The 25,367-nt window shown below is 45.5% G+C and carries 25 protein-coding genes; 10 read left to right on the top strand and 15 right to left on the bottom strand.

All coding sequences use genetic code 11. From position 1 onward, the window contains the following. Positions 1-826: 826 nt before the first annotated feature. Positions 827-1,525 (bottom strand): RNA polymerase sporulation sigma factor SigK, encoded by a 699-nt coding sequence (sigK, locus tag NLBNIHML_RS08920; protein WP_090915017.1) that lies wholly within the window; start codon positions 1,523-1,525, stop codon positions 827-829. A 324-nt stretch (positions 1,526-1,849) separates the two neighbouring features. Here sigK and NLBNIHML_RS08925 point away from each other — a divergent pair, with 324 nt between their 5' ends. Beyond that, the gene (locus NLBNIHML_RS08925; protein ID WP_494354182.1) at positions 1,850-2,200 is read left to right on the top strand and encodes a hypothetical protein; all 351 of its coding nucleotides are present in this window, start codon (positions 1,850-1,852) and stop codon (positions 2,198-2,200) included. A 154-nt stretch (positions 2,201-2,354) separates the two neighbouring features. On the opposite strand, the gene NLBNIHML_RS08930 is transcribed toward NLBNIHML_RS08925, so the two are convergent. The 4 genes from NLBNIHML_RS08930 to NLBNIHML_RS08945 form a co-directional block, all read right to left on the bottom strand. Next, entirely contained in the window at positions 2,355-2,537 is a 183-nt protein-coding gene (locus NLBNIHML_RS08930) for a hypothetical protein (RefSeq protein ID WP_249912092.1), read from the bottom strand. Between the two features lie 241 nt (positions 2,538-2,778). Further along, positions 2,779-3,726, bottom strand: coding sequence for an alpha/beta hydrolase (locus NLBNIHML_RS08935; RefSeq protein WP_339236318.1), 948 nt, complete (start codon positions 3,724-3,726; stop codon positions 2,779-2,781). Between the two features lie 399 nt (positions 3,727-4,125). Further along, on the bottom strand, positions 4,126-5,373 hold the full coding sequence (locus NLBNIHML_RS08940; protein ID WP_494354183.1) for an MFS transporter: 1,248 nt from the start codon (positions 5,371-5,373) through the stop codon (positions 4,126-4,128). Positions 5,374-5,399: 26 nt separating this feature from the next. Beyond that, on the bottom strand, positions 5,400-6,326 hold the full coding sequence (locus NLBNIHML_RS08945; protein WP_494354184.1) for an ADP-ribosylglycohydrolase family protein: 927 nt from the start codon (positions 6,324-6,326) through the stop codon (positions 5,400-5,402). 501 nt (positions 6,327-6,827) lie between these two features. Between NLBNIHML_RS08945 and NLBNIHML_RS08950 the strand changes: the two genes are divergently transcribed. After that, positions 6,828-7,496, top strand: a complete 669-nt coding sequence (locus NLBNIHML_RS08950; protein ID WP_253439552.1) for an HAD family hydrolase — start codon at positions 6,828-6,830, stop codon at positions 7,494-7,496. A gap of 46 nt (positions 7,497-7,542) precedes the next feature. Continuing rightward, positions 7,543-8,715: a mannitol-1-phosphate 5-dehydrogenase gene (locus NLBNIHML_RS08955; RefSeq protein WP_494354185.1), complete on the top strand. Its 1,173-nt coding sequence runs from the start codon at positions 7,543-7,545 to the stop codon at positions 8,713-8,715. A 212-nt stretch (positions 8,716-8,927) separates the two neighbouring features. On the opposite strand, the gene NLBNIHML_RS08960 is transcribed toward NLBNIHML_RS08955, so the two are convergent. The 3 genes from NLBNIHML_RS08960 to NLBNIHML_RS08970 form a co-directional block, all read right to left on the bottom strand. Next, a complete protein-coding gene (locus tag NLBNIHML_RS08960; protein ID WP_494354186.1) occupies positions 8,928-9,818 on the bottom strand; it encodes a DUF8580 domain-containing lipoprotein in 891 nt (296 codons plus the stop codon). Positions 9,819-9,960: 142 nt separating this feature from the next. Next, complete coding sequence (locus NLBNIHML_RS08965; protein ID WP_494354187.1) at positions 9,961-10,614, bottom strand: YkyA family protein; 654 nt, start codon at positions 10,612-10,614, stop codon at positions 9,961-9,963. 37 nt (positions 10,615-10,651) lie between these two features. After that, positions 10,652-11,560 carry a polysaccharide deacetylase family protein gene (locus NLBNIHML_RS08970; RefSeq protein ID WP_494354188.1) on the bottom strand — a complete coding sequence of 303 codons (909 nt, stop codon included), beginning with the start codon at positions 11,558-11,560 and terminating at the stop codon, positions 10,652-10,654. Between the two features lie 222 nt (positions 11,561-11,782). Between NLBNIHML_RS08970 and NLBNIHML_RS08975 the strand changes: the two genes are divergently transcribed. Both NLBNIHML_RS08975 and NLBNIHML_RS08980 read left to right on the top strand, forming a co-directional pair. Beyond that, on the top strand, positions 11,783-12,727 hold the full coding sequence (locus NLBNIHML_RS08975) for a DMT family transporter (protein WP_494354189.1): 945 nt from the start codon (positions 11,783-11,785) through the stop codon (positions 12,725-12,727). A gap of 99 nt (positions 12,728-12,826) precedes the next feature. Continuing rightward, positions 12,827-13,681 carry a sulfurtransferase gene (locus tag NLBNIHML_RS08980; RefSeq protein ID WP_494354190.1) on the top strand — a complete coding sequence of 285 codons (855 nt, stop codon included), beginning with the start codon at positions 12,827-12,829 and terminating at the stop codon, positions 13,679-13,681. A gap of 134 nt (positions 13,682-13,815) precedes the next feature. Here NLBNIHML_RS08980 and NLBNIHML_RS08985 read toward each other — a convergent pair whose 3' ends face one another. Both NLBNIHML_RS08985 and NLBNIHML_RS08990 read right to left on the bottom strand, forming a co-directional pair. Continuing rightward, positions 13,816-15,372, bottom strand: a complete 1,557-nt coding sequence (locus NLBNIHML_RS08985) for an acetamidase/formamidase family protein (protein WP_494354191.1) — start codon at positions 15,370-15,372, stop codon at positions 13,816-13,818. 559 nt (positions 15,373-15,931) lie between these two features. Next, positions 15,932-16,840, bottom strand: a complete 909-nt coding sequence (locus NLBNIHML_RS08990) for a CPBP family intramembrane glutamic endopeptidase (protein WP_494354192.1) — start codon at positions 16,838-16,840, stop codon at positions 15,932-15,934. Between the two features lie 133 nt (positions 16,841-16,973). On the opposite strand from NLBNIHML_RS08990, the gene NLBNIHML_RS08995 reads away from it, so the two are divergent. Further along, positions 16,974-17,552: a TetR/AcrR family transcriptional regulator gene (locus NLBNIHML_RS08995; RefSeq protein ID WP_339236361.1), complete on the top strand. Its 579-nt coding sequence runs from the start codon at positions 16,974-16,976 to the stop codon at positions 17,550-17,552. A 189-nt stretch (positions 17,553-17,741) separates the two neighbouring features. Here the strand turns inward: NLBNIHML_RS08995 and NLBNIHML_RS09000 are convergent, their stop codons facing one another. Next, positions 17,742-18,329: an imm11 family protein gene (locus tag NLBNIHML_RS09000; RefSeq protein ID WP_494354193.1), complete on the bottom strand. Its 588-nt coding sequence runs from the start codon at positions 18,327-18,329 to the stop codon at positions 17,742-17,744. Positions 18,330-18,379: 50 nt separating this feature from the next. Next, positions 18,380-19,207 carry a helix-turn-helix transcriptional regulator gene (locus NLBNIHML_RS09005; protein ID WP_339236366.1) on the bottom strand — a complete coding sequence of 276 codons (828 nt, stop codon included), beginning with the start codon at positions 19,205-19,207 and terminating at the stop codon, positions 18,380-18,382. 127 nt (positions 19,208-19,334) lie between these two features. On the opposite strand from NLBNIHML_RS09005, the gene NLBNIHML_RS09010 reads away from it, so the two are divergent. The 3 genes from NLBNIHML_RS09010 to NLBNIHML_RS09020 all read left to right on the top strand — a co-directional run bounded on the left by NLBNIHML_RS09010 (position 19,335) and on the right by NLBNIHML_RS09020 (position 22,181). Next, positions 19,335-20,108 carry an SDR family NAD(P)-dependent oxidoreductase gene (locus NLBNIHML_RS09010; RefSeq protein WP_339236368.1) on the top strand — a complete coding sequence of 258 codons (774 nt, stop codon included), beginning with the start codon at positions 19,335-19,337 and terminating at the stop codon, positions 20,106-20,108. Between the two features lie 256 nt (positions 20,109-20,364). Further along, a complete protein-coding gene (locus NLBNIHML_RS09015; RefSeq protein ID WP_494354194.1) occupies positions 20,365-21,336 on the top strand; it encodes a phosphotransferase in 972 nt (323 codons plus the stop codon). A gap of 50 nt (positions 21,337-21,386) precedes the next feature. Continuing rightward, positions 21,387-22,181 carry an ankyrin repeat domain-containing protein gene (locus NLBNIHML_RS09020; RefSeq protein WP_339236374.1) on the top strand — a complete coding sequence of 265 codons (795 nt, stop codon included), beginning with the start codon at positions 21,387-21,389 and terminating at the stop codon, positions 22,179-22,181. A 74-nt stretch (positions 22,182-22,255) separates the two neighbouring features. On the opposite strand, the gene NLBNIHML_RS09025 is transcribed toward NLBNIHML_RS09020, so the two are convergent. Continuing rightward, positions 22,256-22,639 (bottom strand): winged helix-turn-helix transcriptional regulator, encoded by a 384-nt coding sequence (locus NLBNIHML_RS09025; RefSeq protein ID WP_339236375.1) that lies wholly within the window; start codon positions 22,637-22,639, stop codon positions 22,256-22,258. A 140-nt stretch (positions 22,640-22,779) separates the two neighbouring features. Here NLBNIHML_RS09025 and NLBNIHML_RS09030 point away from each other — a divergent pair, with 140 nt between their 5' ends. Continuing rightward, positions 22,780-23,133 (top strand): DoxX family protein, encoded by a 354-nt coding sequence (locus NLBNIHML_RS09030; protein ID WP_494354195.1) that lies wholly within the window; start codon positions 22,780-22,782, stop codon positions 23,131-23,133. Between the two features lie 231 nt (positions 23,134-23,364). Here NLBNIHML_RS09030 and NLBNIHML_RS09035 read toward each other — a convergent pair whose 3' ends face one another. Then, the gene (locus tag NLBNIHML_RS09035; protein ID WP_494354196.1) at positions 23,365-24,924 is read right to left on the bottom strand and encodes an exosporium glycoprotein BclB-related protein; all 1,560 of its coding nucleotides are present in this window, start codon (positions 24,922-24,924) and stop codon (positions 23,365-23,367) included. A 40-nt stretch (positions 24,925-24,964) separates the two neighbouring features. Then, positions 24,965-25,324, bottom strand: coding sequence for a hypothetical protein (locus NLBNIHML_RS09040; RefSeq protein WP_494354197.1), 360 nt, complete (start codon positions 25,322-25,324; stop codon positions 24,965-24,967). Positions 25,325-25,367: the final 43 nt, after the last annotated feature.

Genomic DNA, 25,367 nt, shown 5'->3' on the forward strand with positions numbered 1-25,367 from the left:
CGCTCCCATTGGCCCAGATCTGAGAACTAACGAATCACAAAGACGCTATTTCGTGGATTCACTGGATTTTTAAGGTATGGAAGCCCTTTTGTGACGAAATAGCGTTACTGAGGTTCGTTAAATATCGAAACCTTTGATGATCTGCCAATTAAGGTGCGGTTGGTTCGTTAGCGGTTGGGCGAGGCGGAATTCCTTTTGAGACAGTACCTGATTATGTACATGTTTACCATACATACCTAAGGAAATATATTAAAATATAAACCAAACATAGAACGGAAACGAACAAAAAGGCAATCGCTAATGTTCGTTCATTTTTCCAAATTCGAATTGCATTAGCAACACTAATCATCCATAACGCAAGCAAGTTAATAACACTCGAATAAGAATGAAATGAGTTGAACAGGATCATCATAAATCCTACGATCCAGACGAACCAAAACCAAAGTGGAATTTTCAGAAAAAGCTGCTTCATTATGTTGTACTCCTTATATATTAAAACGGTCTATGTACAAGATATTCTTCAATGTAGATATAAATTCCTTTATTTAGGTTATAATCCCAAATAATCAATACGATTTAGACCCAATTTTAAGCATCTTCAGAGTAAAAAGGGCCCCGATAAAGGCGCCCTCTTGTCTGTTTAGTAATTTCTTTGCTTATCCAATCTGTTCTGAGGATATCGATCAATGTAATTTCATTTCCCTCTTTGTCCGTACCAATTTCAGAGAGCGCAGTGTATCAAATTTTCGATCTTCATGCATCCAGCTACAATTAATGGGTTCGGAAAGCACCATCGTTTTAACGAATAGCGCTATCTAACCAGCAACTATTTTTGCTTATAAAACTCATGATACAGCTTCATTAACGCCCGTTTCTCAATCCGTGATACATAAGAACGTGAGATGCCAAGTTCCTTTGCAATTTCGCGTTGCGTTCGTTCTTCCCCGCCTGCTTCCAGACCAAATCGACCGATGACAACTTCCTTCTCCCGATCATCCAGGATATCTAGATTGCGATAAATTTTGCTTTTTTCAATCTTGAGCTGTACCCGATCTACGACATCATCAGCTTCTGTGCCAAGGATATCGATCAATGTAATTTCATTGCCTTCTTTATCTGTACCAATGGGGTCGTGCAAGGATACGTCTTTGCGTGTTTTCTTCAGGGAACGAAGATGCATAAGTATCTCGTTTTCAATACATCTCGCCGCAAATGTGGCAAGCTTCGTACCCTTGCCTTGTTGAAAACTTTCGATGGCTTTGATCAAACCGATGGTTCCGATGGAAATCAGGTCTTCCTGATCTTCACCCGTGTTGTCAAACTTCTTGACGATATGCGCGACGAGGCGCAGATTGTGTTCAATGAGCAGATTGCGAGAGTGAGCATTGCCTTCAGCCATAAGGCGTAAATGTTTGGCTTCATCATCCTCAGCCAGTGGCTGGGGGAACGCATTATTTTTGACATACGAGACGAGTAACGTTAACTCTTTAATGAATAGAGCAATTGCGGTAAACAATCCGGGCACAGATGACACCTCCTGCAGTTTTACAACGATCTGGCCTGAGCACATGTGGGAACAGGGTCGATTTATTGTATGTAGGCAGAGGCCCAGAAGTGCATGTACGGGGAAATAGGTACGGGCTATAAAGCTTTAAAAAATATTATTTTATGTAAATGGAGTGTGTAGCATATGCAACCTTTTAATATCGCCATTCTCCTTTCTTAATAAAGCATTAACTTCATGAAGTTACGATAAAAGAAATTTATTCCATTAAAGTTGTAAACATGCTAACATAATAAAATGCTACTTTTTGACTACGAATTAGTACATAAGACTCAGGAGGATGTTATGGGAACTGTATCACAACAGAAGGCGAAAAAGGAAATTAAGAAAGTAGACAGACTTGGCAGAGCAGTAGTATCCTTTATATTTAGTTTTATTGGATTAGCCTCCCTCGGTTTATTCCATATGGCAATGGAAGGAAATAAAAGCTACAATACAAATGGAAACGGAATAATGATCACAATGGCATTGGTTTTATTAATTAACGCAACTAGTTTTTTTCTTGGCATGAGTGCTCGACGTTCAACATCGGGAAGAGGGTTGGCTATTGCGGCAATTACTATAAGCTCAATTCCACTGGCTCTTATGCTTCTATTAATAATAGGTACAATGCTTGCGATGTTTTTAATGAACTAAGCCCTAACTAGGCTTTTTTTATTTCATCAGTACTAATGTCAAGTGGATAGATTCCCCTTTCAATCTAAATGTGTATTTTCAAGAAAACTAAAAAAAGGTGACACCTCCTGGCCACCTGACACTAAATAAATGATTATAAGACCTTACGAAGATTTCACAGGCTCACAGAAACAATGGAGCCCACCCGCTGAAGCAGAAGAAATTCTTTTTCCACACTTTCGATAAAATACTTCTTTTCACCAAATAGGACAACATCATTCTGGGCTAATGAAACATCGCTTTTAAAATAGATCACATTGTCCGTTTCACGGAACGCACCTTTGTAATAAAACATCATATCCCTCTCCTTCATCACAGTACCTATACCTATGTAATAATAAATTAAACCAATACGTACACTCTCATTAACCCCATTTCCAAAATTAATAATACCCTATATACTCCATTCAGATGACTTAATTCATCATTAAAACATAACAACCCCAGCTCTGTATGAAACAGAACTGAGGCTGCTGCTCATTCAATATGAATCCCTGTAAATATCCTTTAAACTCTAAATGCCTATGAGTACCGGTTAATTATTTGAAGATTCGTTGTGAGAACTGATACAGGCCGCTGTTCCAGACAGATGGTTCGTGTCCACCCACATCCAGATAAAACGTATGCGGGATATTCATGCTGCTCAAGCCGTTTTTGAAATTCTGGCTGACCCATAACAGACCATCACTCGATCCGCAGGAGATCCACAACAATTTCAGTTGGCTAGCGACTTGTCCCGGGTTGGACACCAGCTGCGATACAGATTGCGTATTCGGTGCAGCCGAGAAGGCTCCTACCCAAGCGAAGGTATTCAGATTTTTCAATCCGAAGTTAAGTGACTGCCCACCACCCATGGACAGACCGGCCAGCGCACGACTATTCTTGTCTTTGTACACCGGATAATTAGCCTCGATGTGAGGAATCAGATCCTTGAGCAGGTCTTGTTCAAACCGTTCAAACGCAGCCACTTTGTCCGGAGCAAAGATGTCACCCACTGGACGGTCGTCCTTCATGGCACGGCCATTCGGCATAACAACGATCATATCTGACAGTTTGCCTTCGGAATACAGGTTGTCCAGAATATTCTTCGGTTTCATAGCGTTAACCCACTCATACTCATCCCCGCCGATGCCGTGCAAGAGATACAGAACGTTATACTTTTTATTCGGAGAATATCCTGGCGGTGTATACACCGTCGCTTTCCGTGTATTTCCTACCGTTGTGGAATAATAGGAGATCAGATTGGTATTGCCGTGCGGAATATTGTTGCGATAGGCATCATAACCCGGCGGTGCAGGCACAACCGGAGTGTTAGCCAGCGCATTTTGCCCGGAATTATCCAGGGTCCCGGTCGTTCCCTGATCTACCACCGCCTGAATGGGGCTAGGGGCTGCGGTTTCCTGCATATCGGCTGCAGACGCCATTGTAGGTACAAGGAGTGCTGCTGTGATGGAGAGACTCAGAATCTTGGACAGACCTTTTTTCATCAGTATCAATCTCCTTTGGAATATGATTTTAAATCGTGTACGAACCTCATAACAGGTCTTTCAGATATACAACCCCTAATTGAAAGCCCTTACATTTTAGAGTGAAGTCCCTCCTTCCTACGCACGAATACGTCTTGCTGTTCTTCACCTTTCCTAATACAGATGCCAACATTCACTATCCATAATTTACAAACAATTCCAATTACATTTTCATTATATCACCTTATATGTCTTGTACATCATCAAAAAACTTAAATATCTATACCTTCTACTTAAAAAAGTATACTTCTGTACGCCACCAGACCGTCTATTCACTCCCAACTCCGGATTCATCATGACATAAAAAACACCTCAATTCTCCATGTTCAATGGAAGAATTGAGGTGAACGGATTTTATGTTCAGCTTGCCGACACAGCTTCTGCGACCTGAGCAACCTCTGGCCCATGATGTTTACGATCCATGAAGAGACTGAAGAGCAGTCCTAGCAAACCCAATCCGGCAATAACTGCTGCGTACAAAGGTACCGATATAAGACCCGTATGAGTAATTGCATACCCGCCCAGATAGGCACCACCTGCATTCCCCAGGTTAAATGCAGAGTGACTTGATGTTGTCGCCAGCAGTGGCGCTTCGCGGGTCATATTCATGATGCGAATCTGTAATCCCGGCATAATGCCAAAAGCGGCAACCCCCCACAAGAATATCGTGATTACAGCAAGATAAGGATTCTCCAGCGTAAGCGTAAGTGCAGCCAGAAGCACCGCCAGTATTCCAAAATTGACGATCAATGAAGGCATTAGCTTCCAATCCGCGAGACGGCCGCCAACCATGTTGCCCAACGTAACACCGAATCCGAACAGCACCAGAATCCAGGTCACACTTTGCTCGGCAAAACCACTAATGTTTACAAGCATCGGCGTGATGTAAGTAAACACGGCAAACAGACTTCCACAGCCCATTGCTCCCACGAGCAGAACCAATAATACTTGGGGACGGACCAGATTGCGAAATTGCTGCCCGAGGTTTGCTGGTGCGCCTTGCGGGAGAACGGGAATGAAACGAATGATGCCAATCAACGAAATGATGCCCAAGATCGTAATTGCTCCAAAAGATGACCGCCATCCAAGCTGTTGCCCGATAAACGTACCAAACGGAACGCCAATGATATTGGCAATCGTTAGCCCCGCGAGAACAACCGATACCGCTCCTGCCCTTCTCTCGGGTGCAACAAGCCGCGTTGCCATGATCGAACCTACACCAAGGAACGTACCATGGGCAAATGCCGTTAATATCCGCGCTGAAATTAACAACCCGTATGTCGGGGCAATGACAGACAATGCGTTCCCGATAATGAAAATGCACATGAGCAACACCAGCAGTTTCTTCTGTGGAATCTTATGGGTGAACACGGTTAAGATCGGCGCACCTACCGCTACACCAAGCGCATATCCTGTGATGAGTTGTCCTGCCTGTGGAATGCTTACATTCAAGTCTGTTGCCACATTGGGCAGCAGGCCCATAATGATGAATTCAGTCATACCAATCGCAAAAGCTCCAATCGTCAGACATAACAGGGACAATGGAAATGCCCCTCGTTTACCAGACTGCGAAGCCTCTAATTCTGTTTTGTGTCCAGTCGTGCTCATAGATGTTCTCTTCTCCTATCTCTTTATCAACGAGTTTCTGTCGCTTTCAACCACAAGGCTTCTGTTAGTTGTTCGAACGTTTCACGCATAGCCAGCTTGTCCCGCCAGTGTGCCGGAATACCACTCAATCCATAATAAGCACCAGCGATCTGTCCGTACACCGCGCCCGTAGTGTCCGCATCATCACCCAGATTAACAGCTAACAATGCGCCTTCTTCAAAACTTGCCGACTTATGGAACGCCCATAATGCTGCTTCAAGTGAACGAACCACATAACCACTACCCTTAATGTCGGGCGGCTCTTTACTCTGATAGGAACCCATGACAACCTCTTCAATTGCGGGCGAAAATACATTCTCTTCCCTCCACTGTCGGCATGTCTCCGGCATTAGCATGACGTCTTTGTCCGCTCCGTGCAGTCCAGCAACAAGTATGGCAGCCAATACCTCACATGCCTCTACGCTTTCCGCTGCGGCATGCGTTGTGCGAGAACTCAACCCGGCATAGCGGACTGCCTCGTTTGGTTGATTGGCGTAAGCCAACGCGACAGGAGCAAGCCTCATAATAGAGCCGTTGCCCGCCGTCATCGGGTCAGCTGATCCGCTGAAGGCTTCTCCAGTGATCTCAAACCTCTCCAGAGCACTTCGCGTGGCCCCGCCGATATCGAAGCAGTCGCCTGTACTGCTCATATATCCGACCCTGTACCAATTCGTATATCTGCGCATTTGATCCGCAGGATCGAAGTCTGCCTTGCGCACCAAACTTTCTGCCAAACATAGAGCCATGGAGGTATCATCTGTCCACTGTCCTGCTTTTAGCCCGAATACGCCGCCTCCCACGATATCCGTTACAGGTTCAAATGTGCCCGGACTGCTGAATTCCACGGTAGTTCCGAGCGCATCACCCACTGCAAGCCCGATGAAGCAGCCATTGAAACGGTCCCTTAGCAGCATGCTTGTCTTCCTCCCTTACTCCATATACTTTCAGAATCTTTCTTCTATTTTCCCACAGGGTTTAATCCGGCGTAAAGCTAATATTCCTGATTACAGGAACACGATTTCTTCTATTATAAAAGTGTCGAAAGCTGTTGAAGGATCAGAAAAGCCCATTTTCATAAAAATTCTTTTATTTTATTATGCTGAAAAAACAGTTTATTCAGTACACCGCTTACATGTAAAGGGCTTAACGGTTTGCAAGGTTCATCACTTTCTGAAAATACGTCATCCATGTGAAAATTTTCAATGTAAACATTCATAACACACTTGACCCCCAAGTTTGTCCTATGTTACGGTTTTATTAGCTTTTAACGCATATTTTTTCCCAATTTAATATCCATTAACGATAAACTGCGTCAGATAACATTCCGCAGGTTAATGAATATACGGAACTGAATTTGCAGAAAACTTTCATTTTATTTTATCCCAAACTAATTCTGAAACAGGAGGAACAAATTTATGATTAAGGCACTGGTGTTTGATTTCGACGGAACGATTATTGATACAGAGACAGCATGGTATATTGCTTTTCGTGATGCTTACAAGGAACACGGCGTAGATCTAACCCTGGAGATGTACTCACAATGCATCGGGACCAGTCTGAAAACATTTAATCCGTATGAGTACCTCATCACAGATTTGAATCTTCCGATCGATCGGGAAGCGTTCAGGGAGTCCGTTCAGTTGCAGCACGCTGCATTGATGAACAAGGAGAAGGTACGTCCTGGTATTCAGGAATATCTTGAACAAGCACGTGAAGCCGGATTGAAACTCGCTGTAGCCTCCAGCTCCAAACGGGAGTGGGTTGAACAGCATCTGGAACAACTGAAACTGAAAGATTATTTTGAAGTCATTCGTACGGCAGATGATGTAGCGAATGTAAAGCCTGACCCGGAACTCTACAATCAAGCGCTTGAAGCCCTTGGAGTAACTGCAGACGAAGCCGTAGCGATTGAGGATTCACCTAACGGCGCGCGTGCAGCTGCTGCGGCTGGTATGCACTGCGTAGTCATCTCGAATACCATCACCGGAACACTGGAATTCGATATGCCTCACCAACGGCTTTCTTGCTTGACTGACCTTGCATTTAACGATTTGATTTCGAAGCCACTCGTCACTACCGTCTAAGGTCTGCACGAATTTCGCAATTTAATCCTTAAGGGGGAGTTCACACATGAAAGCTGTACATTTTGGTGCGGGCAATATAGGCCGCGGTTTTATCGGTCATATGTTGTCCGCTTCCGATTACGAAGTCTGCTTTGTCGCACGTAACCCGAAGAAAATCTCCATGCTTCAAGAGAGACAGGAATACCCGATTACACTTGCCAATAGCGAACAGGATACAACAATTGTCAACAATGTGACGGCGATCAACGTAAGTGAGCAAAATCTGGTTGCTGAAGAGATCGCTTCAGCTGATGTGATTACAACTGCGGTGGGTGTATCTGCACTCGGAGATATCGCAGAGCCAATCGCCAAAGGCATTCAACTTCGCATGAAAAACAATAATCAGGCGCCACTGCATATCATCGCTTGCGAGAATGCCATCGGTGGCAGCACTCGGCTGAAGAAACGCATCTATCCATTCCTGGATGAACAGACTCGCAATAAAGCCGAACGTTATATTTCTTTCCCCAATGCAGCTGTGGATCGGATTGTTCCGGCCCAAAACCACAAAGACCCGCTGCAGGTCACGGTTGAACCTTTTTACGAATGGGTCGTTCATCGTCCAGCACTTCTGGATGGTTTTAAAGAAATTGACGGTGTTCACTATGTGGATTCCCTTGAACCTTATATCGAACGTAAAATGTTTACGGTGAATACAGGCCACTGTGTCGCCGCATACTTCGGATATCTTGAAGGATTCAAGACAATCCGGCAGGTTATGAGCAACTCCACCCTGCGATCCAAGGTACGGCATGTTATGGAAGAGACCGGTGAGATGCTCATCCAGAAGCACGGATTTAACGCTCAGAAGCATAACAAATATATCGACACCATACTGGAACGCTTTGCTAACCCCAACCTGACAGATCAGGTCACTCGGGTCGGACGTTCCCCCCTTCGCAAGCTCTCGCCACATGATCGGCTTGTTCGCCCAGCGATGCAGGCCAGTGAATTCGGAATCAAAATTCCTCATTTAACTTCTGCTATGGCGGCCGCAATGCTATTCAATGACAAACGCGACGAGGAAGCCATGAAGCTACAACACATGATTCGCGAAGATGGCGTCTCCGCCTTCATCCGTGAACGCATGGGAATTCCCGACGAACATCCCGTTCATCAGAATGTAATCGCCAGCTATCAGGAACTCAGAGGGCGTAAGGAATCGACTATATTAACCTGAATATGCCTATCAGTCCTATCCAGGCTATTGGTTCGATTCTGCTAACTGAATATTAATACGGTGAAGAAGCCGGGAGGAACCTATGCATGGGCATCGTTCCTTCCGGCTCTTTGTCTTTGCATAGCCCGGTACACTCTATAGTGTAGGGACCCTCAACAAAAACAGCGTATCTCCTCTCTCAAGGAAACACGCTGTTTAGGGAATCTTTTTTTCTACTCATTCATGATGGAATTAAGGGATGCATATGCCATGGGCAGGAAACCTTCAGACGGCTCCCCAATCGGTGCATGAATATGGAAAACGAAGCCATTACCGTCCAGTTCTTTCACAATAAAGTACTCTGTTTTCTTATCATTCTGGGACATCATGTACAATTTTGCATCCTTCATCGGCCCATTACTGAGTTGTTCAGCCGTCAATTGCTTCACTTCTCCGGTCTCGGACAACTCTTCCTTGGCGTCCATCTTCAGCACATCCAGATTGTAATCCGCCGGCAGCTTTTCAATCTCTACCTCATAGTCGGGATCAATCTTCATGGTCAATTCCTGATCTTCCGCGTCAAAAGCCATCGGTTCAAACACATAAAGTGAATAACCTTTTGCTTGTGCCAGTGTCACTGGTCGCTTCTCGGTCATGCCTTCTACCGTCACTTCCAGCTCTGCTGTCTTCGGACGATCGGAGGTTACAGTGCCACCTCCATTGGAACCATTATTATCATCACTCGATTCAATCTTAGCAATCTCTGTAAGTACAAGCTGTTTCGTTGTTGCATCAATGGTTTTCTCTACATATTTGAAACGAACGGAATCTTCGTCATCGATATCATCCAAAGACTTCTGCAGGTCTTCGCCCACCTGGAAAGACATCGGTTTGTCATTCACACGAATCTCGACGGTGTGAGGATCAGCCCATCCGGTGAGAATCCCTTCCGCTTCTATTACAGCACTTTCATTCGGTTGTTGCTCTGGTGCTGGTGACTGTTCTTCCGTATTATTCACCGGTGGCTGTGCTGCAGGATTACTGTTCCCACAGGCCACAAGCGAGAATCCCATAAGTAAAACCAGGAGTGATGCACTGACTTTCATTGTATTTCCTTTTCGCATATGAACACCTCCGTTAGCTTATACGCAATGATGCTTGTCCATGTTGCTTCTCATCCATTGGCTTGGCTGTATACTAGTACTTACACGGGAGAAAGGCAGCTCAATCATGCAAAATATCTGAACGATTATCAGGGACCCCAGCCTAGCTGGCCTGATCCATCTGAACCAGTTTGGCATTGGCTACGTTAAATGCTTTGGTCTGGAGGTTAAATTGCTTGCGGAATTCAGCAAGCTTCGCATATTCGCTATTTCGTGACCGAATGGCTCGCTTGATCTTAACCAGATTAGGTTCTGCACTTTCTCTCATCAGATCATACAACTGCTCATCGGCACTCAGACTTAGCTGATACGAGGCAATAAAATTTTCCAATGCACGCGCTCTTGCTTCATACTGATCCAGCACCTTTTCAGCCTGTGCCAACGTTTCTTCATTTTCAAATGATAGTTCTTTCAATGAACTGCGCAGGGCTACCGCCCTCTCGTTGGACTGTTTCATGGCCTCTTCCGCCTCTTTCAACAACGTGCTTCGTTCATCAATATGATATGCCGCCTGATCCAGCAGCGCTTCGAGATCACTGTTTTTGTTCTTGCCTTTGTCTAAAATGGACTTGTATAACTTCATATCTTCCTGCTCGTGACTGGTCAAATTGTTCAAACTCTGATCAATCTTCTGATCACTGAGCACCAGTTGGTTCACCTGATTTGCCGCAGGCTCCTGCGGATCTCCACAACCACTCGCCAGCAGAATTAGCAATACACTAACTGCTGCGAGCGCCACCTTTTTACTCGTTAGCACCTAAGTCCTTCCTCTCTTGCACCATCTTGTTGTTCTCTTACAAGCGGGTATCTCCGCTAAAATTCGCTATCCAATGTGCATCCGGATCGTATACTTCGAACTCGTAACCTCGATCTTCGAGCAACTTCAGAATACGCGGCAAAGCCTGAACCGTTTGCTCTCGCTCATGCATCAGAATCACTTCCTTATCCCGATGTACACTTTTGCTCACGCGGGCCACAATCTTATCCGGCTGACCGGGAAGATTCCAATCCAGTGAATCTGTCGTCCAGTCCCACATTTTGAACCCGGCCGCCGCAATGTCACCTCTGAATTTTTCACCGATCTGTGGACTACTGCCATAAGGCGCGCGAATAAGATGAGGCGTAAAACCAATCAGGTCCTGCACCATCTTCTGTTCTTTTTTGAACTCTTTCACAAAGTTTGCAGAGCTGCCGCTCTTATACAGCTTTTTATAGTTATGCGTTATGCTGTGGAGTCCAGGGTAACTGCCTTCCTTCAACAGCCGTTTCACTGCATCTGGATGCTGATTCAATTGTCGTCCGATCATGAAAAAGGTAGCCTTCGCCTCATGCTGCTTCAAAATATCCAGCAGTTGTTCCGTATACTCCGTCGGACCATCATCAAACGTTATGTATGCCAATTTGCGAACCTGGCCCTGGAACCGTACCGGCTCCTCCTTCGCATCTGGAGTAATTTGTATCATGCCGAGCTTGGCGGGCTGTTCGATTACAGTCATCGGAGGCGGTGCTACAACGCTTTTGATCCAATGTGTCATGCCAAGGAATATATATGTTACACCGGTAACGAACAGTACCAGGAGCATTAGAGCTATGCTGATCCTTCCATACCGGATTTTTCTTCTTTTATGTGTTTTCTTGCGGCTTGTGTTGTGCGGAATACTGCCACGTTCTCCCACTCTCTCTTGTTGGACTCTCACTGTCATGCCACTTCCTTACTTTCATTTTTTCCCGATTATTGGTATATTATCTCGTTTCATGTCTCTATATAGAAGATTAATAGAAAAATGATTCGGGAGAATGACAGAATAGTTACAAGCCCGGTTACAATCTACTTATCTCTTTATTCTCTTGATCTTTCCTACGGTTACCTTCTCCTGTATAATGAAGTGATTTACGCCATCAGACTTCAAGAAGGAGCTACACCCATGACAAGCTTGAACCGTGCCGGCAAATCCATTTATCTGTTATTCTTTGTCGGCATTATCGCCATTTCTTTTTCTTCGATATTTGTACGTTGGTCTAACGCAGATGTTGCGGTCATTGCCATGTACCGTCTATTTCTGACCAATCTGTTAATGCTCCCGTTTGTCTGGAAATACAGACACGAGATGATGCGTCTGAGCTTACGCCAGTGGGGCTTGTTGCTTGCATCCGGTGTGATGCTGGCCCTTCACTTTCTGCTCTGGATGGGTTCGCTTCGACTCACCAGTGTCGCCAGTTCCACCGTTATTCTCGCACTGGAGCCTATACTGATTCTTGCAGGTTCGGTATGGCTGTTCAAAGCCAAAATTAACCGCATGATGATCATCGGCATGGGCATCGCCCTGTTTGGGTCAATCGTCATTGGTGCAGGAGATTTCCAGTTGGCAGGTACTGCCCTGCAAGGTGACATCCTCTCTTTGCTTGGCACAATTGCAGTCGCTGTCCATATGCTGCTGGGTCAATTTTTGCGAGCGGGGCTTAGTGCATTCTCGTATAACTTCTGGGTATTCTTCGTGGCTGCCTGCACGCTGGCGGTATATAATCTGATCATGGGCCATCCGTTCGGAGGTTACGCTGCATCAGAGTGGGGGATCTTCCTGTTGCTCGCCATTGTGCCAACGATCTTCGGACATTATCTCTTCAACTGGCTGCTTCAATATATGAATGCCACGACGGTATCCATGGGTGTACTTGGGGAACCCGTATTCTCTTCATTGCTGGCCTGGATGCTGCTCGGTGAATCCCTCAGTGCGTTACAGATGTCTGCCGGGGTCGTCATTATATTCGGGGTATGGATCTTCATTCGATATGGCAAAACCAAACCTCAACCCATTCCTGCTGATGCTCCTATCGCTGGTAAAGGGCCTGTTGAACCTACAGTGGTGTAACTTGCGTTTGTATTAGGATTTTTGTAAAAAACAACTGGGACCTGCACCACGCAGATTCCGGTTGAATCCATCCCACTACATATAAGGCGGTGTGTTTTCATGAAAAATATTGTATCCATGCGCTGGCTGCTCGCCAGAATGTATGAACCGGATGTCGTCATTGCCGATTGCCGATTCTTGCTCGGTCAGCCAGAGGCTGGAAGACAAGCCTATGACGCCGGGCATATTCCAGGAGCTGTCTATCTCGATTTGGAAAAAGACCTGTCTTCTCCTGTCTCTGCACACGGAGGACGTCACCCGCTCCCTGATCCGGCTGTGCTCGCGAATCGTCTCGCCAAAGCGGGCATTGGCTCCAATAGTCGAATTGTTGCCTATGATGATCAAGGCGGCATGAATGCTTCACGGTTATGGTGGCTGCTTCGCTATATGGGACATGAGCAGGTATACATCATGGACGAAGGTTTCTCCGCTTGGCAAAATGCCAAGTTCCCGGTGACTCAGGATGCGCCCGTGCAGATCCCGTCTTCCTTTGAGGTGAACGTACAGCCGCAGATGCTGGCAAGTGTTGAGGATGCTCAGCAAGCTTCCGCAAGCGGTAGCGCCGTGTTGATCGATTCTCGCGATGCCCGCCGCTATGCAGGTCTGGAGGAACCGATCGATGCCAAGGCCGGACATATTCCCGGGGCGTTGAACTACTTTTGGAAAGATGTGTTGGATTGGGATGGACGTTGGACAGATACTGGGGTGTTAGAAGAGCGTTTCAGTAAACTGGACAAGGATGGTGCGATTATCGTGTATTGCGGCTCCGGCGTCTCGGCTTGCCCGAATGTGATTGCGCTGGAAGAAGCGGGATATACGAATGTGAAGCTATATTCCGGGAGCTGGAGCGACTGGATTAGTTATGAGGAGAATCCGGTGGCTATAGATAATACGGAAGAGCACAAAGACATATAGAAGTGTATCGACGCAGAGTACATCGCTGGGGCAGATAAGCCACCTGGCGATGTATTTTTCTATGTTTGGATTTATGATACTAAAAAAAAACGTGATGGACATCTGTCCCCACGGTTGAATCTTGAAATCGATTATTACTTTTTACTTAACGATACATTTGCTGTTAACGTCTTGTCGATCGTCGTCCAGTTTACATAAGCACCTAGTATTTCATTAATAACAGCAACCGGAACGACAGTTTCGCCATTTAAAAGCTTTGGTACTTTACTATTGAACACCAGCTTATCGTTGATTGAATACACATCTGAACCAATTTGAGCTCTTATATTTTTCGTACCTAAATTGATTTGCGTGGTACGCTTCTTATGATCCCATTCTACTGTGCCGCCCAATAGCTCCGAAATGGTTCGAATCGGTACGTAGAACTCATCGTTATGAACAACCGGTTTGATCGTCGTACCACCTACATTCATGGCAACGTCAACATATTCAAGGAAATCGGTCTTTCGAATGAGTCCATGAACGCCTTTTGTTCGGTCCACGACCTGAGATACTTCGTAATCCGTTGCGGCCGACAGGTACGCATAAGCTACACTTCTATCCATATCAAGCTTATCGGATAAGAATTGAATCGATTCACGTACTGATTCTTTCATCGCTTCATCCAAATCAGGGTCCAGTCCAATGGGAATCCAATAATCCTCTGTCTCAGCAAAGGGTTGCGTGAATTTTCCACTATGCGGTAGTGATGGATCACCTTTCTTCAACACCGTTAACCGAACTGTTCCCCTCAAGGAAGCTTCCAATGCAGTTAACGCTACTTCTCCATCCCCTTGAGCAAAGTGCGGATCTCCAGTGTAAAATAGCCCGCCTTTAACTTGGATCGGATAATAAATAGTTGCACCAACACCCAACTCATTAATATCCATATTCCCTCCTGTTTCAATAGGTGGGATAGAACTCACAACTTCGCTGGTATTTGGCGCAACCCCCATAACACCTAGAAACGGGTTAATTGGAAACCGTACCTTCTTGCCAGCTTTTGTTGGTAACAAACCATACCAATTGCCGTTGATTTCTTCAATAGGTGTAAATATAGATACATTATTATATAATTCCGGTTTTGTTGCGCTAGCTCCCTCTTGCGGGCCTGTATTTTCTGGAAATTCGTTAGGAAGGGCACCTTTACCATGGCGGTTAGAAATGACACCATATGGAACTCGAGTTTGCAAGGAAAGCACTTCTACTTTAAGAACGTCACCCGGCTCCGCTCCCTCAACCGCTACTGGCCCAGTGATAATATGAGGTCCGTCTTTTACAAAATCATGCTTAATGCCAGAAGCTGTAATTGCCTTCGCATCATCCAACACTCCATCGGATGAGATACCGAATTTGCCGAAGTACTCCACTGGATTTCTCCCTTGATCCTCCATCAGTCCCTCATGCGATACCGTGTCAAATGTTACAGCACTTCCTGATGGTACAGTAAGAATCGGAGAGCTGTATCGATTAGGCAGTGATCCCCAGCGAATGTTCTCAATCGCAGACGTTACATAATAATCACCTTCAACCTTATCGATGGTTGTTGGTTGCAGCGGCATACTAAAGCCCACTGAAGGTAAAGCAAATGTAAACATACTTATAATCCCTACTGAAACCCCAAATTTCCTAATCGTTCGGTTAATAAACATCTCGCTCCCCCTCTTTACTATGTAACATTACCTTACACAAACAAACATTAACATATAAATACATTTGCAACAATATTTTTTTGTCATAAAAAATAACATTATTGAGTTAAATATAAAGAACTAACTTAAAAATACAAATAACATGTAAAAATACTTACCATATGTTCAGAGGTTTGAACAATCGGAAATTATATTATAGGAAAATTGTGTCTTTCTGTCTTTCTTTCATGTATCTGATCCCTCCGCAGGAATACTACTGCAACTCCGGTTCAGGCATATTCACCTGTCCGCACGTGATTGCGCTGGAAGAAAGGGGATTATCAAATGTGAAGTTGTATTCTGGAAGCTGGAGTGAATAGATTAGCTATGAGGAGAATCCGGTGCGACGAAGAACGTGTCGGGACGGAGCACAAGTCTGCAGGATCTCAACGACAAATACACCGCCATGCAGGCTGATGCCTGTTGCGGTGTATTTGCAGCGCCTCAGTGTCAACCGGGAATACGTGAGAGATAGAGGCATCGATGCACGGAAACACTGATCCAAACAGATCCTATCCCTCTAATGAAACAAAATCTGCAGAAGAAAATGAGGAGAAGCATTCATGAGTCCATGAATCAGGATAATCACCCATATTTTACGATAGCGGGACCATAGATAACCAAGAAAGAGACCCGTAACCCCATGATTTGCAATCACAGTTGCCACATCCATATCCCACTGACCACTTCCTTGAATGGCGACATGCCAGATGGACCATAGTATTGAAACTAGTAATATGGCGGGCCATCTTCCAAGCAAAGTCTCCAACCTCGTTTGCAGCCACACTCTATAAAAAACTTCCTCCAATACGCTATTGATCATAAAACCGATCAACACCAAGAAAAGTAATTCTGACATATTGGTTGCTTCGATTGCTCCTTCTGGTTGTGCAATCGGGGAATAGAACTTTAGATAACACCAGACCACAATAACGATCAGTGGTGCAATGACGTGTCCGCGAGAGCGAGGCTTTTTCGAGATCATGTCTTGTTGCCCGCCAGTTATTTTGCGATAAATCAGCAATAAAATCAACGGAATGAACAATAGTGTCGTCAACTTGAATGCCAAATAATATAGCTGAAAATGTAATCCTTGCGGGTCTATCGTTATCAGAGAAACCGTAAATAAAACGCCTGACAGCAATAATACAATCGATTGAACGACCAAGCGATTTTTCTCCATTTGTTGATAAGACGAGGGATCTTGACTTTGACTTTCATAAGGAATCATACGGATTAGGAAAATGCCAAAGAATGCCGGGAATATACTATGCCATATTGGAATCACTTCCTCACGGTTGGCTGTGTACCTTATATTCAAGTTTCCGGTCCATACCAACCACAATACAGCAGCAAATATAATTATCATGCACAATAGGCCGATTGCCTTTCCCCATCCTGGAAACATTACTTTGAATTGCTGATTCATTCCAATTATCCTCCTTGAGTGGTATGTTGCTTTGCCTCTTTTTTAATTCAGGTGAGTTAAATAAACTCTAGCACATCCCATCTTCTTCGTCTATTTATTTCAGTTGAGTTAAATAATATGATATTCTGTGTGTATGCCAAAAATCGTGGACCATGAGAAAATGAAGAATATTATTGCTGAAGCAACTTGGAAAATCATTAGTGAGCAGGGCATTCATCATGCAACGTCAAGAACAATTGCGAAGGAAGCCGGATTATCACAAGGAGCCTTAAGACATTATTTTTCCAAACAAGAGAGCCTGCTAGCATTTGCAATGGAGTTAGTTAAAGAAAAGGTACTTGCTCGGCTAAAGAATCTGAATACAAAAGAACTGGCGCCTCAAGAAAGAATTGTTGAATACTTGCTTGAGCTAGTGCCGACTGATGAACAGACATTATTGGAAATGGAGGTTTGGTTTGCATTTGTAAGCTATGGAAAAACGCAAAAAGGGTTCGATGCCAACTATGAGGACCTGCAAAGCGCAATAAGGAACTGCATTACGTACTTGAAAAATGAAGGTCTTCTACGCACTACCGATGAAGAGAAGGAACAGGAAAAGCTGTATGCCTTTATGAATGGGATGGCTCTCAATTTGTATCTTGAGCCGGATAAAATCAATCGAACACGAAGCAAAGAAATGATACAAGACTACATCCATTGGATTATCCGTTGAAGAAAAGCATGACACATAGATCGGGGAGTTAAGTTAGCTTGCCAAAGCCCAGCAGAATCCAATCTGCAGCAGGAGCGGCTGAATAAGTTATGAGGAGAATTCGGGGGCTACCGGGGAAAAAATAAAGATTAAGAACCCGCGTCTAACGCGGGCTTCTTTGTGCTTTCTATGCATTGATGTCCATGCATTTCAGGAGGTTACCTCTCCGACTTCTGTAACGTTTAGATTCAGCTTATGTTTTCGGCATACTTCGTAAAAACCTTTTGAAACAATGGGTTTGAAGATATGGATATAATCCAGCATAAAAAATTCATGCTCACCAATTCGCTCTTCATGAAGGCAGATTTGAGATACAACTTTGACGATCTTACGTGGAGGCTGTTCTACAGATGCAGCAATGACTGCTTTGCGCCCATATTCGGAACGTTCATAATCGAAAACATCCAAACGATCTAGCTGATGTGCAGTCCAATAGGTTTCTTCCACCATACGACCGTTGTGATAACATACCGTTGTCGGAATAAACTGTGCGTTTGTATTGGCTTCCTCCAACAGCTTTTTAAAACGATCTGATACATGTCTCGTTCCTGTAATCGTCTCAAAATAATCTACATTCAGATTGCGCACCGAAGACAATAATTCAACCTCTGCGATTGTCCCCTCTGGCAACGGATTCTCTACCGCCACATAATTCATCTCTAATTGAGGAGTGAAAATCGTTCCACCACTAATAAACCCTCTACGTGGATATTGAGATTCCAGAAAATAATAGTTCAAAGAGTGATGTATCCTTTCCAAATGAAGTGCTTTTAAATCTTTACGGTTGTCTACTCGTGCGTGAAGTAATGCTCTAAACGAGATTTTGTTTCTGGATGAGGCATATAAATCATGATTCGCTGATCTGGTTCATTGGGAAATTGTAGGGTAACATGCTCAAACTCAACAACTCCAAAAGTGGGGTGCACAAGCTTCTTGTAACCGTCAAGGGAGCTTGGCACCTCGTGATACTGCCACATCCTCGTAAAATCAGCACTTGTCCTCTTCAAATCTTCGATTAACTTGTCGAATGAATCATCGTTAAGATAGCGTGCTCTTGACGTTCTAAACTCGGCAATCATTCTCTGCGAGACACTCTCCCAATCCTCCGATCCCTCTTTCCACACAGGATCCGTAAATTGGCGCCATATCAAATTATAATCATGCGGAGGTGATATCCTATTAATCGTAAATACAGCATCTGCCGCTTTATTCCAAGCAAGAAAATCCCACTTTTTCCCGATGACATAGGCCGGATTCGGATTCAATTCATTCAGCATGTCCTGAATGGATGAGCTGATTTTCTCTTCAATAATAGTCGATTGAGGAGGCAGTGATTCTCCAGCAAGCAGAAAGAGATGTCTTCGCTCATTGGGTGTCAGCTTGAGTGCCGAAGCCAAGCTTTCCAGTACACTTACCGACGGACGGATATCACGCCCTTGCTCAAGGCGTGTATACCATGATAGTCCTATGTTCGCGATCCCGGCGACTTCCTCTCGCCGCAAACCTCGTATTCGACGACGATTCCCAGGCAAAAGGCCGACATCAAGGGGAGATAGAGAGGAGCGTAAATCTCTTAAGAAATTACCTAGCGCTAACCGGCGCTCACTGTCGTTCAAGTAAAAGCTCCCCCCTTATCCTATCACTCGTAAACCCACCATCAAGCAGGTTCTCGTGACCATTTAATAGTCAAAGTATACTTAAGCCAGTTGATGAGATCAACAATACCAGGCAAGGAGAATGAATATGACAACCATTACAGGACAAATGTTGGCGAGCAAGATCGTGATGATTACAGGTGCGGGGCGAGGCATTGGAGCTGAGGCAGCAAGGCTGTTTGCACAACAAGGAGCTTCTGTGATGCTCGTCGCAAGAACAGAGACTGAGTTGCGCAAAGTCAGGGATGAGATTGTGACGTCGGGCGGAGATGCAGCATATTTTACAGCCGATCTGTCAGATGTAAGCAACGTTGAAGAAGCTGTTAAGGCTACAGTGGAACGATATGGCCGTCTGGATGCTGCTTTTAATAATGCAGGCATCGGAGTCACGGTATCATCGCTGGTGGATGAAAGAGAAGAAGATTTCGACCTGATTCAGTCCGTAAATTATAAAGGAGTCTGGCTATGCATGAAAGCCCAGATTAAAGCTATGATGGAGACTTCAGGGTCAGGTTCTATCGTTAACACCAGCAGCGTGGGTAGTCTAAAGGGGAATCCGGGATTGGGAGCTTACGGGGCATCTAAACGAGCGGTAAACAGTCTAACTCAAACGGCTGCGGTCGAATATGGGCCAGCAGGTATCCGTGTTAATGCCATTGCTCCGGGAACCACAATGACGGATATGATTCAGCAATGGGTTTCTATTAACCCTGACATTGTTGAACAAATTAGTGCTAAGACACCTCTCAGGCGTCCGGCTGAACCTGCTGAGATCGCGAACGCAGCCGCTTGGTTGCTTAGTGATTATTCCTCTTTTGTTACCGGGGTCGTTTTGCCTGTAGATGGTGGACTTAGTGTATAGAATCGGTGGTTACATTCGAAGTGTCTAAGTTGATGTCAATACAGTGTTAACTTGCATGCAAAATGCAAAATAGGGGCCGGGTTACTCATGAATATGAGTGCCCTGCCCCTTGCTTTGATATACATATGAAATATGAATATACAGACCTTAAGCAACACTTTAACAGATCGAAAAGAAACAGTCTATATTTTTGGAAAAATGTTCTATATATTTAGATTGCTGGCCGGCAACTACAGATGAAACGGAGTATAAATCAATGATGTCCAACAACCATCTTACTCATGAAGAATTACAGGATTATGTGTACAATGTATTTGGTACCGGTTACCACTTGACGCAGTGTGCAAGAGTTCATGGAGGCGCACAAAAAGTCATTTACAAAATGGACTTCAAGAATGGGTTCACTTGCCTGTTGTACGTTTGGGATATTTCCAGCAACTATTTTCAGGAAGAGATCTTGAATGAACCCACGTTCCATAGTGCCTATGGCAGCGAACTTTTTTCTTTGAACACTCGCTTTCTCGCTCAACATGGAATTCGAACGCCAGCCTTGTATGATCTGAATAACGATAGAGGCCGGTACGGTTATGATTTTGCTCTTGTTGAGTATGTGGATGGACAGAAGGCCGAAGCCTATTTCCAGCATAACAATCCCAAAGATCGGGATGCGTTGTTTCAACGGATCAGGGATATGTTGACTCATATGCATAACATTCAAAGAAACGTTTATGGAAACGCCAACGATAACCAAAAAAAGGCTGAGCCTTGCTACAAAGTCAAGCGGTTCGATGCGGAAACAGCCTTATCCTATGCATCCAGGCACATGACCGATATTAGAGAAAATGAAGAAAGGCTGCTTGAGAAACTATCCGAATTGGAAGCAGCAATTCAGCCCAGAGACCTCTATAGTTTCATTCATGGAGAGCTAGGTCCGGATCATATATGGATAGATTCTGCGATGCAACCATGTCTTATTGATATTGAGGGCGCAGGATTCTTCGATCTCGAACATGAGCATAGTTTTCTGGAGTTTCGATTTGGAGACTTTTATCAGCACTTAAAAAATAATGATCTCGACCCGGAGCGGATGACATTTTACCGATTTTGCCATCATTTGTCCCTGATATCAGGAGGACTGAAACTGCTTCATAGACAGTTCCCCGATCAGCAATTCGCTAGAGGTCTCGCGGAGTATCATGCCAGATGCGCAGTTCAGATGCTTATGTGATAAGAACCATACACAGGAATATGGATATAACTCTGGAAGGAGATTTGAGGATGGAATTTATTTACGAAGATGAACGACTTGCCGTGAGCGTTATTCAGGCCATTCATACTGGAGATATCCCATCGTTACAGCAACTGCTGGCAGAGAATCCGGGATTGGAAAATATAAGAATCTTGGAAAGAAAGCCTAACAACATAGACTCGGATTCTAGTATCTCTCGAACGCTGCTGCACGTGGTTACGGATTGGCCGGGGCACTTCCCTCATGGAGCGGATACGGTGCGATTATTGACCAAGTTTGGAGCGAACTTGAATGCTCCTTTTGTCGGTCCACATATCGAGACACCTTTGCATTGGGCTGCAAGCTCCAATGACGTTCAAGTGCTCGATGCCCTTCTGGATGCTGGCGCAGACATTGAAGCGCCTGGCGCGGTGATCGCCGGTGGTACACCGCTGGACGATGCTATTGCATTCGCGCAATGGGATGCAGCACTACGCTTGGTTGAGCGCGGGGCGACCTTTGCCCTTTGGCATGCGGCAGCCCTTGGAAATATTCACGCCATACAAGATCATTTCAAAGGCGTCCAACTCTCGGAACGTTATCCTTGGGGAGCAAGCACCTCCTCTTCCCCACCCGATGTAGTAACCGTTGCCTTCTGGTGTGCTTGCCATGGAGGTCGTAGAGAAACAGCCGAATACTTGCTTAACCGAGGCGCCGAACTGAACTGGATAGCCACCTGGGATGGAATGACTCCACTGGACACAGCCAAACGACATAGATGGGTTGAACTGATCCCTTGGCTTGAGAATCAAGGTGCCAAATCTGCTGGCGAGATTCACAGATAGATGATTGACTGGAAAGAAAAAGCCCGCAATCTTTGCGGGCTTTTTGGCGTGTGATTTGTATGGAACCGAGACGTTTACTGCAAGGAATCGACTTTTTGAAGATCGGATTCGTTTGCCCCTGCCTCGGCTCCTTTACCGTAGAGCTTATCCATATGTTGCATATGCCCTACTCCCCAGTCGCTCATTGTCTGAAGCACAGGTTTCATGAGCTGTCCATACTCCGTAATCGAGTATTCAACCTTTGGAGGAACCTGCGCATACACTTCGCGATGCACAATATCATGATACTCCAGTTCTTTCAACTGCTGGGCTAACATCTTTTTCGAAATATCGGGAATGGCTTTTTGTAATTCGCTGAACCGCATTGTGCTATTGCTTAGCAGGCGTAGAAGAATTAAAGATTTCCATTTGCCCGTAAGAATATCCAGCGCCGTTCCAAATTTGCAATACACCGTCATCTGCATTCCTCACTTTCTAGTCATACGAGGGTATACTTTTGGTTACCTGGTTAGGTTTAAGTGCCTACTTCCTGATTAGACTTTCTCACTTTAGTATAGAGGCAGACATCAAAATTGAACAAGTGAGGGGTAAAGAAACGATGGATATAACGTTATGGATCGTACAAATCATATTAGCGGCAGGTTTCGTATATTCGGGATGGATGAAAACTATTCGTATCGAGTCATCAAGAAAGATGTGGGCCTGGGTCGATGATGTGCCAAAAAGTCTGGTTGTGCTGATCGGAATCGCGGAGCTGCTCGGAGCGCTGGGCCTCGTTTTGCCGTGGGCGCTGAACATAGCTCCGCTGCTTACGCCGATCACCGGAATAGCTCTGGCAGCGGTCGCATTTCTTGGGATGCTGTTTCATATTCGGCGCAGTGAGTATCGGGAGCTTGGCGTGAATATCCTTTTTATGGTTCTGGCATTAATCATAACCTTTGGAAGACTATGAAAACGGCGCTCATCCGACTTATTCGTTCTCCCACCCAATCCAATTTTATATACGTCTCCTTTTGGATAGGTTAAGAGTGCAAGACTGTTCCCAACCTGTCCTAAAAAGCGGTCATACTATTCTATGATAGAATTTGTAGCTATCCTGTTACCGGTGTGCTCACATATAAACAGGGACCTCTCGCCATACTGGCAAGGGCCCCTGTCTAACAACTTGATATATAATTTTCCGTTAAGTGATGGTCAGACCGCCGCTTGCATATCCGGCCACGGTTGTAGCTACATCAAGACCGGCTGTTACTGATGCCGAGAAGACCATAAGCAGGCGGTCACCTGCGGCCACCGGAATGCTCAGTCCTGTAGTCAATCCGCTGGATATTGTGCCCAGTGCCAGAATTCCGGTGAGTGGGGGAGCCAAAGTGACCAATGCACCAGGTACAGCTGTAAAGGAGTTATTCGGTGTAGTGGAGCGGAATAATTGTGCAGTTATGGTTACTGTAGATCCAACCAAGCTCAGTCCGGCTGTCGTGCTGAAATATGCAGCCAGTGAAGTAATCGTTCCGGTACGCGATGCGGAGAAAGCGAAGTTAAGCAAAGTTCCAGCAGCGCCTGTGAGATCAATAACTCCGCCACTAACACTGATGCCTGTAGTACTGTTGCCAAAACCTACTAAACTGGAGGTATTCAGAAGGCCGCCCAATACCGTAGTCAACGCAACCGGAAGTCCTGATGCATAAGGAATAATTGCTCCAGAACCTGTCGCTCCAGTAGCTCCGGTTACACCTGCGGTACCTGTCGCTCCAGTAGCTCCGGTCGTACCTGCTGTGCCTGTCGCTCCAGTAGCCCCGGTTGCACCTGCTGTGCCCGTTGCTCCTGTTGCTCCAGTTGTACCTGCGGTGCCCGTTGCTCCCGTTACTCCGGTTGTACCTGCGGTGCCTGTCGCTCCAGTAACTCCAGTCGTACCTGCGGTGCCTGTTGCTCCTGTTGCTCCAGTCGTACCTGCGGTGCCTGTTGCTCCTGTTGCTCCAGTCGTACCTGCGGTGCCTGTCGCTCCAGTAGCCCCGGTTGTACCTGCGGTGCCTGTCGCTCCGGTTGCTCCAGTCGTACCTGCGGTGCCTGTTGCTCCGGTAGCTCCGGTTACGCCTGCTGTACCTGTTGCTCCTGTGGCTCCGGTTACACCTACGGTGCCTGTCGCTCCTGTTACTCCGGTTGTACCTGCGGTGCCCGTTGCTCCTGTTGCTCCAGTTGTACCTGCTGTACCTGTCGCTCCAGTAGCTCCGGTTGTACCTGCGGTGCCTGTCGCTCCTGTTGCTCCAGTCGTACCTGCGGTGCCTGTCGCTCCTGTTGCTCCAGTCGTACCTGCGGTGCCCGTTGCTCCTGTTGCTCCAGTCGTACCTGCGGTGCCCGTTGCTCCTGTTGCTCCAGTTATGCTTGGGATTTCGCCTAGCAATTCGGAAGAAACCAAACGGTGGGCTGTTACCAAAGAGCCTGTGCTGCTCTTACCCCATACGGATACTTGAACAGGATCATTAATCGTCGCTGTTGTTGTAAAAGTAAACTCGAAGGCATCCAGATTGGCAAAGTAGTTGTTAGTTATTACCTGATTGGGTGCAAGGTCAAAAGTCTCACTGATATACAGAACTCTCATTCCACCACTCATGTAATACCCTTGTATTTGTATGGTTGAGGTAGCCACATTACTGCGGTTATCGATCTTGACTGTAACTGTCTGAGTCGGTCTTACACCACTAACCGCATTATTTTCTATCGGCCCTGTTGATAAAAAGCTCATCGCTACATCTCCTCTTCATGGGATTGGGATATCTTTTTTCCTAAGTGTTTTGAACTATTTCCTCGTGCTCCACCACCCGGTGTGCATCAACCAATTGTCCGGAAGCTTGTTTGCCCCACACGGAAATCCCCACTTCCTCCACACCTGCCACATCCGTTCCAAAAACAAACTCAAACGCATCTAAATCTGCAAAATAATCTCTCGTCACTGCTTCGTTAGGGGCTACACTAATCACTTCACTTACATACAGTGTTCTGGTTGTGCTTAGCACATAACCCTGAATGGATACTGTTACAGAATCCACATCAGTCTGACTTACCAATCGAATCGTTACCCGTTGTGTCGGTCTAAGTCCAGAAACCGGGTTGTTTTCTATCGGACCTGTTGATAAAATAGACATTTTTCCCCATCCCACCTTTTTATGAACCTCATACTCTAGCAGG

It is taken from the genome of Paenibacillus sp. JNU01, assembly GCF_059130585.1.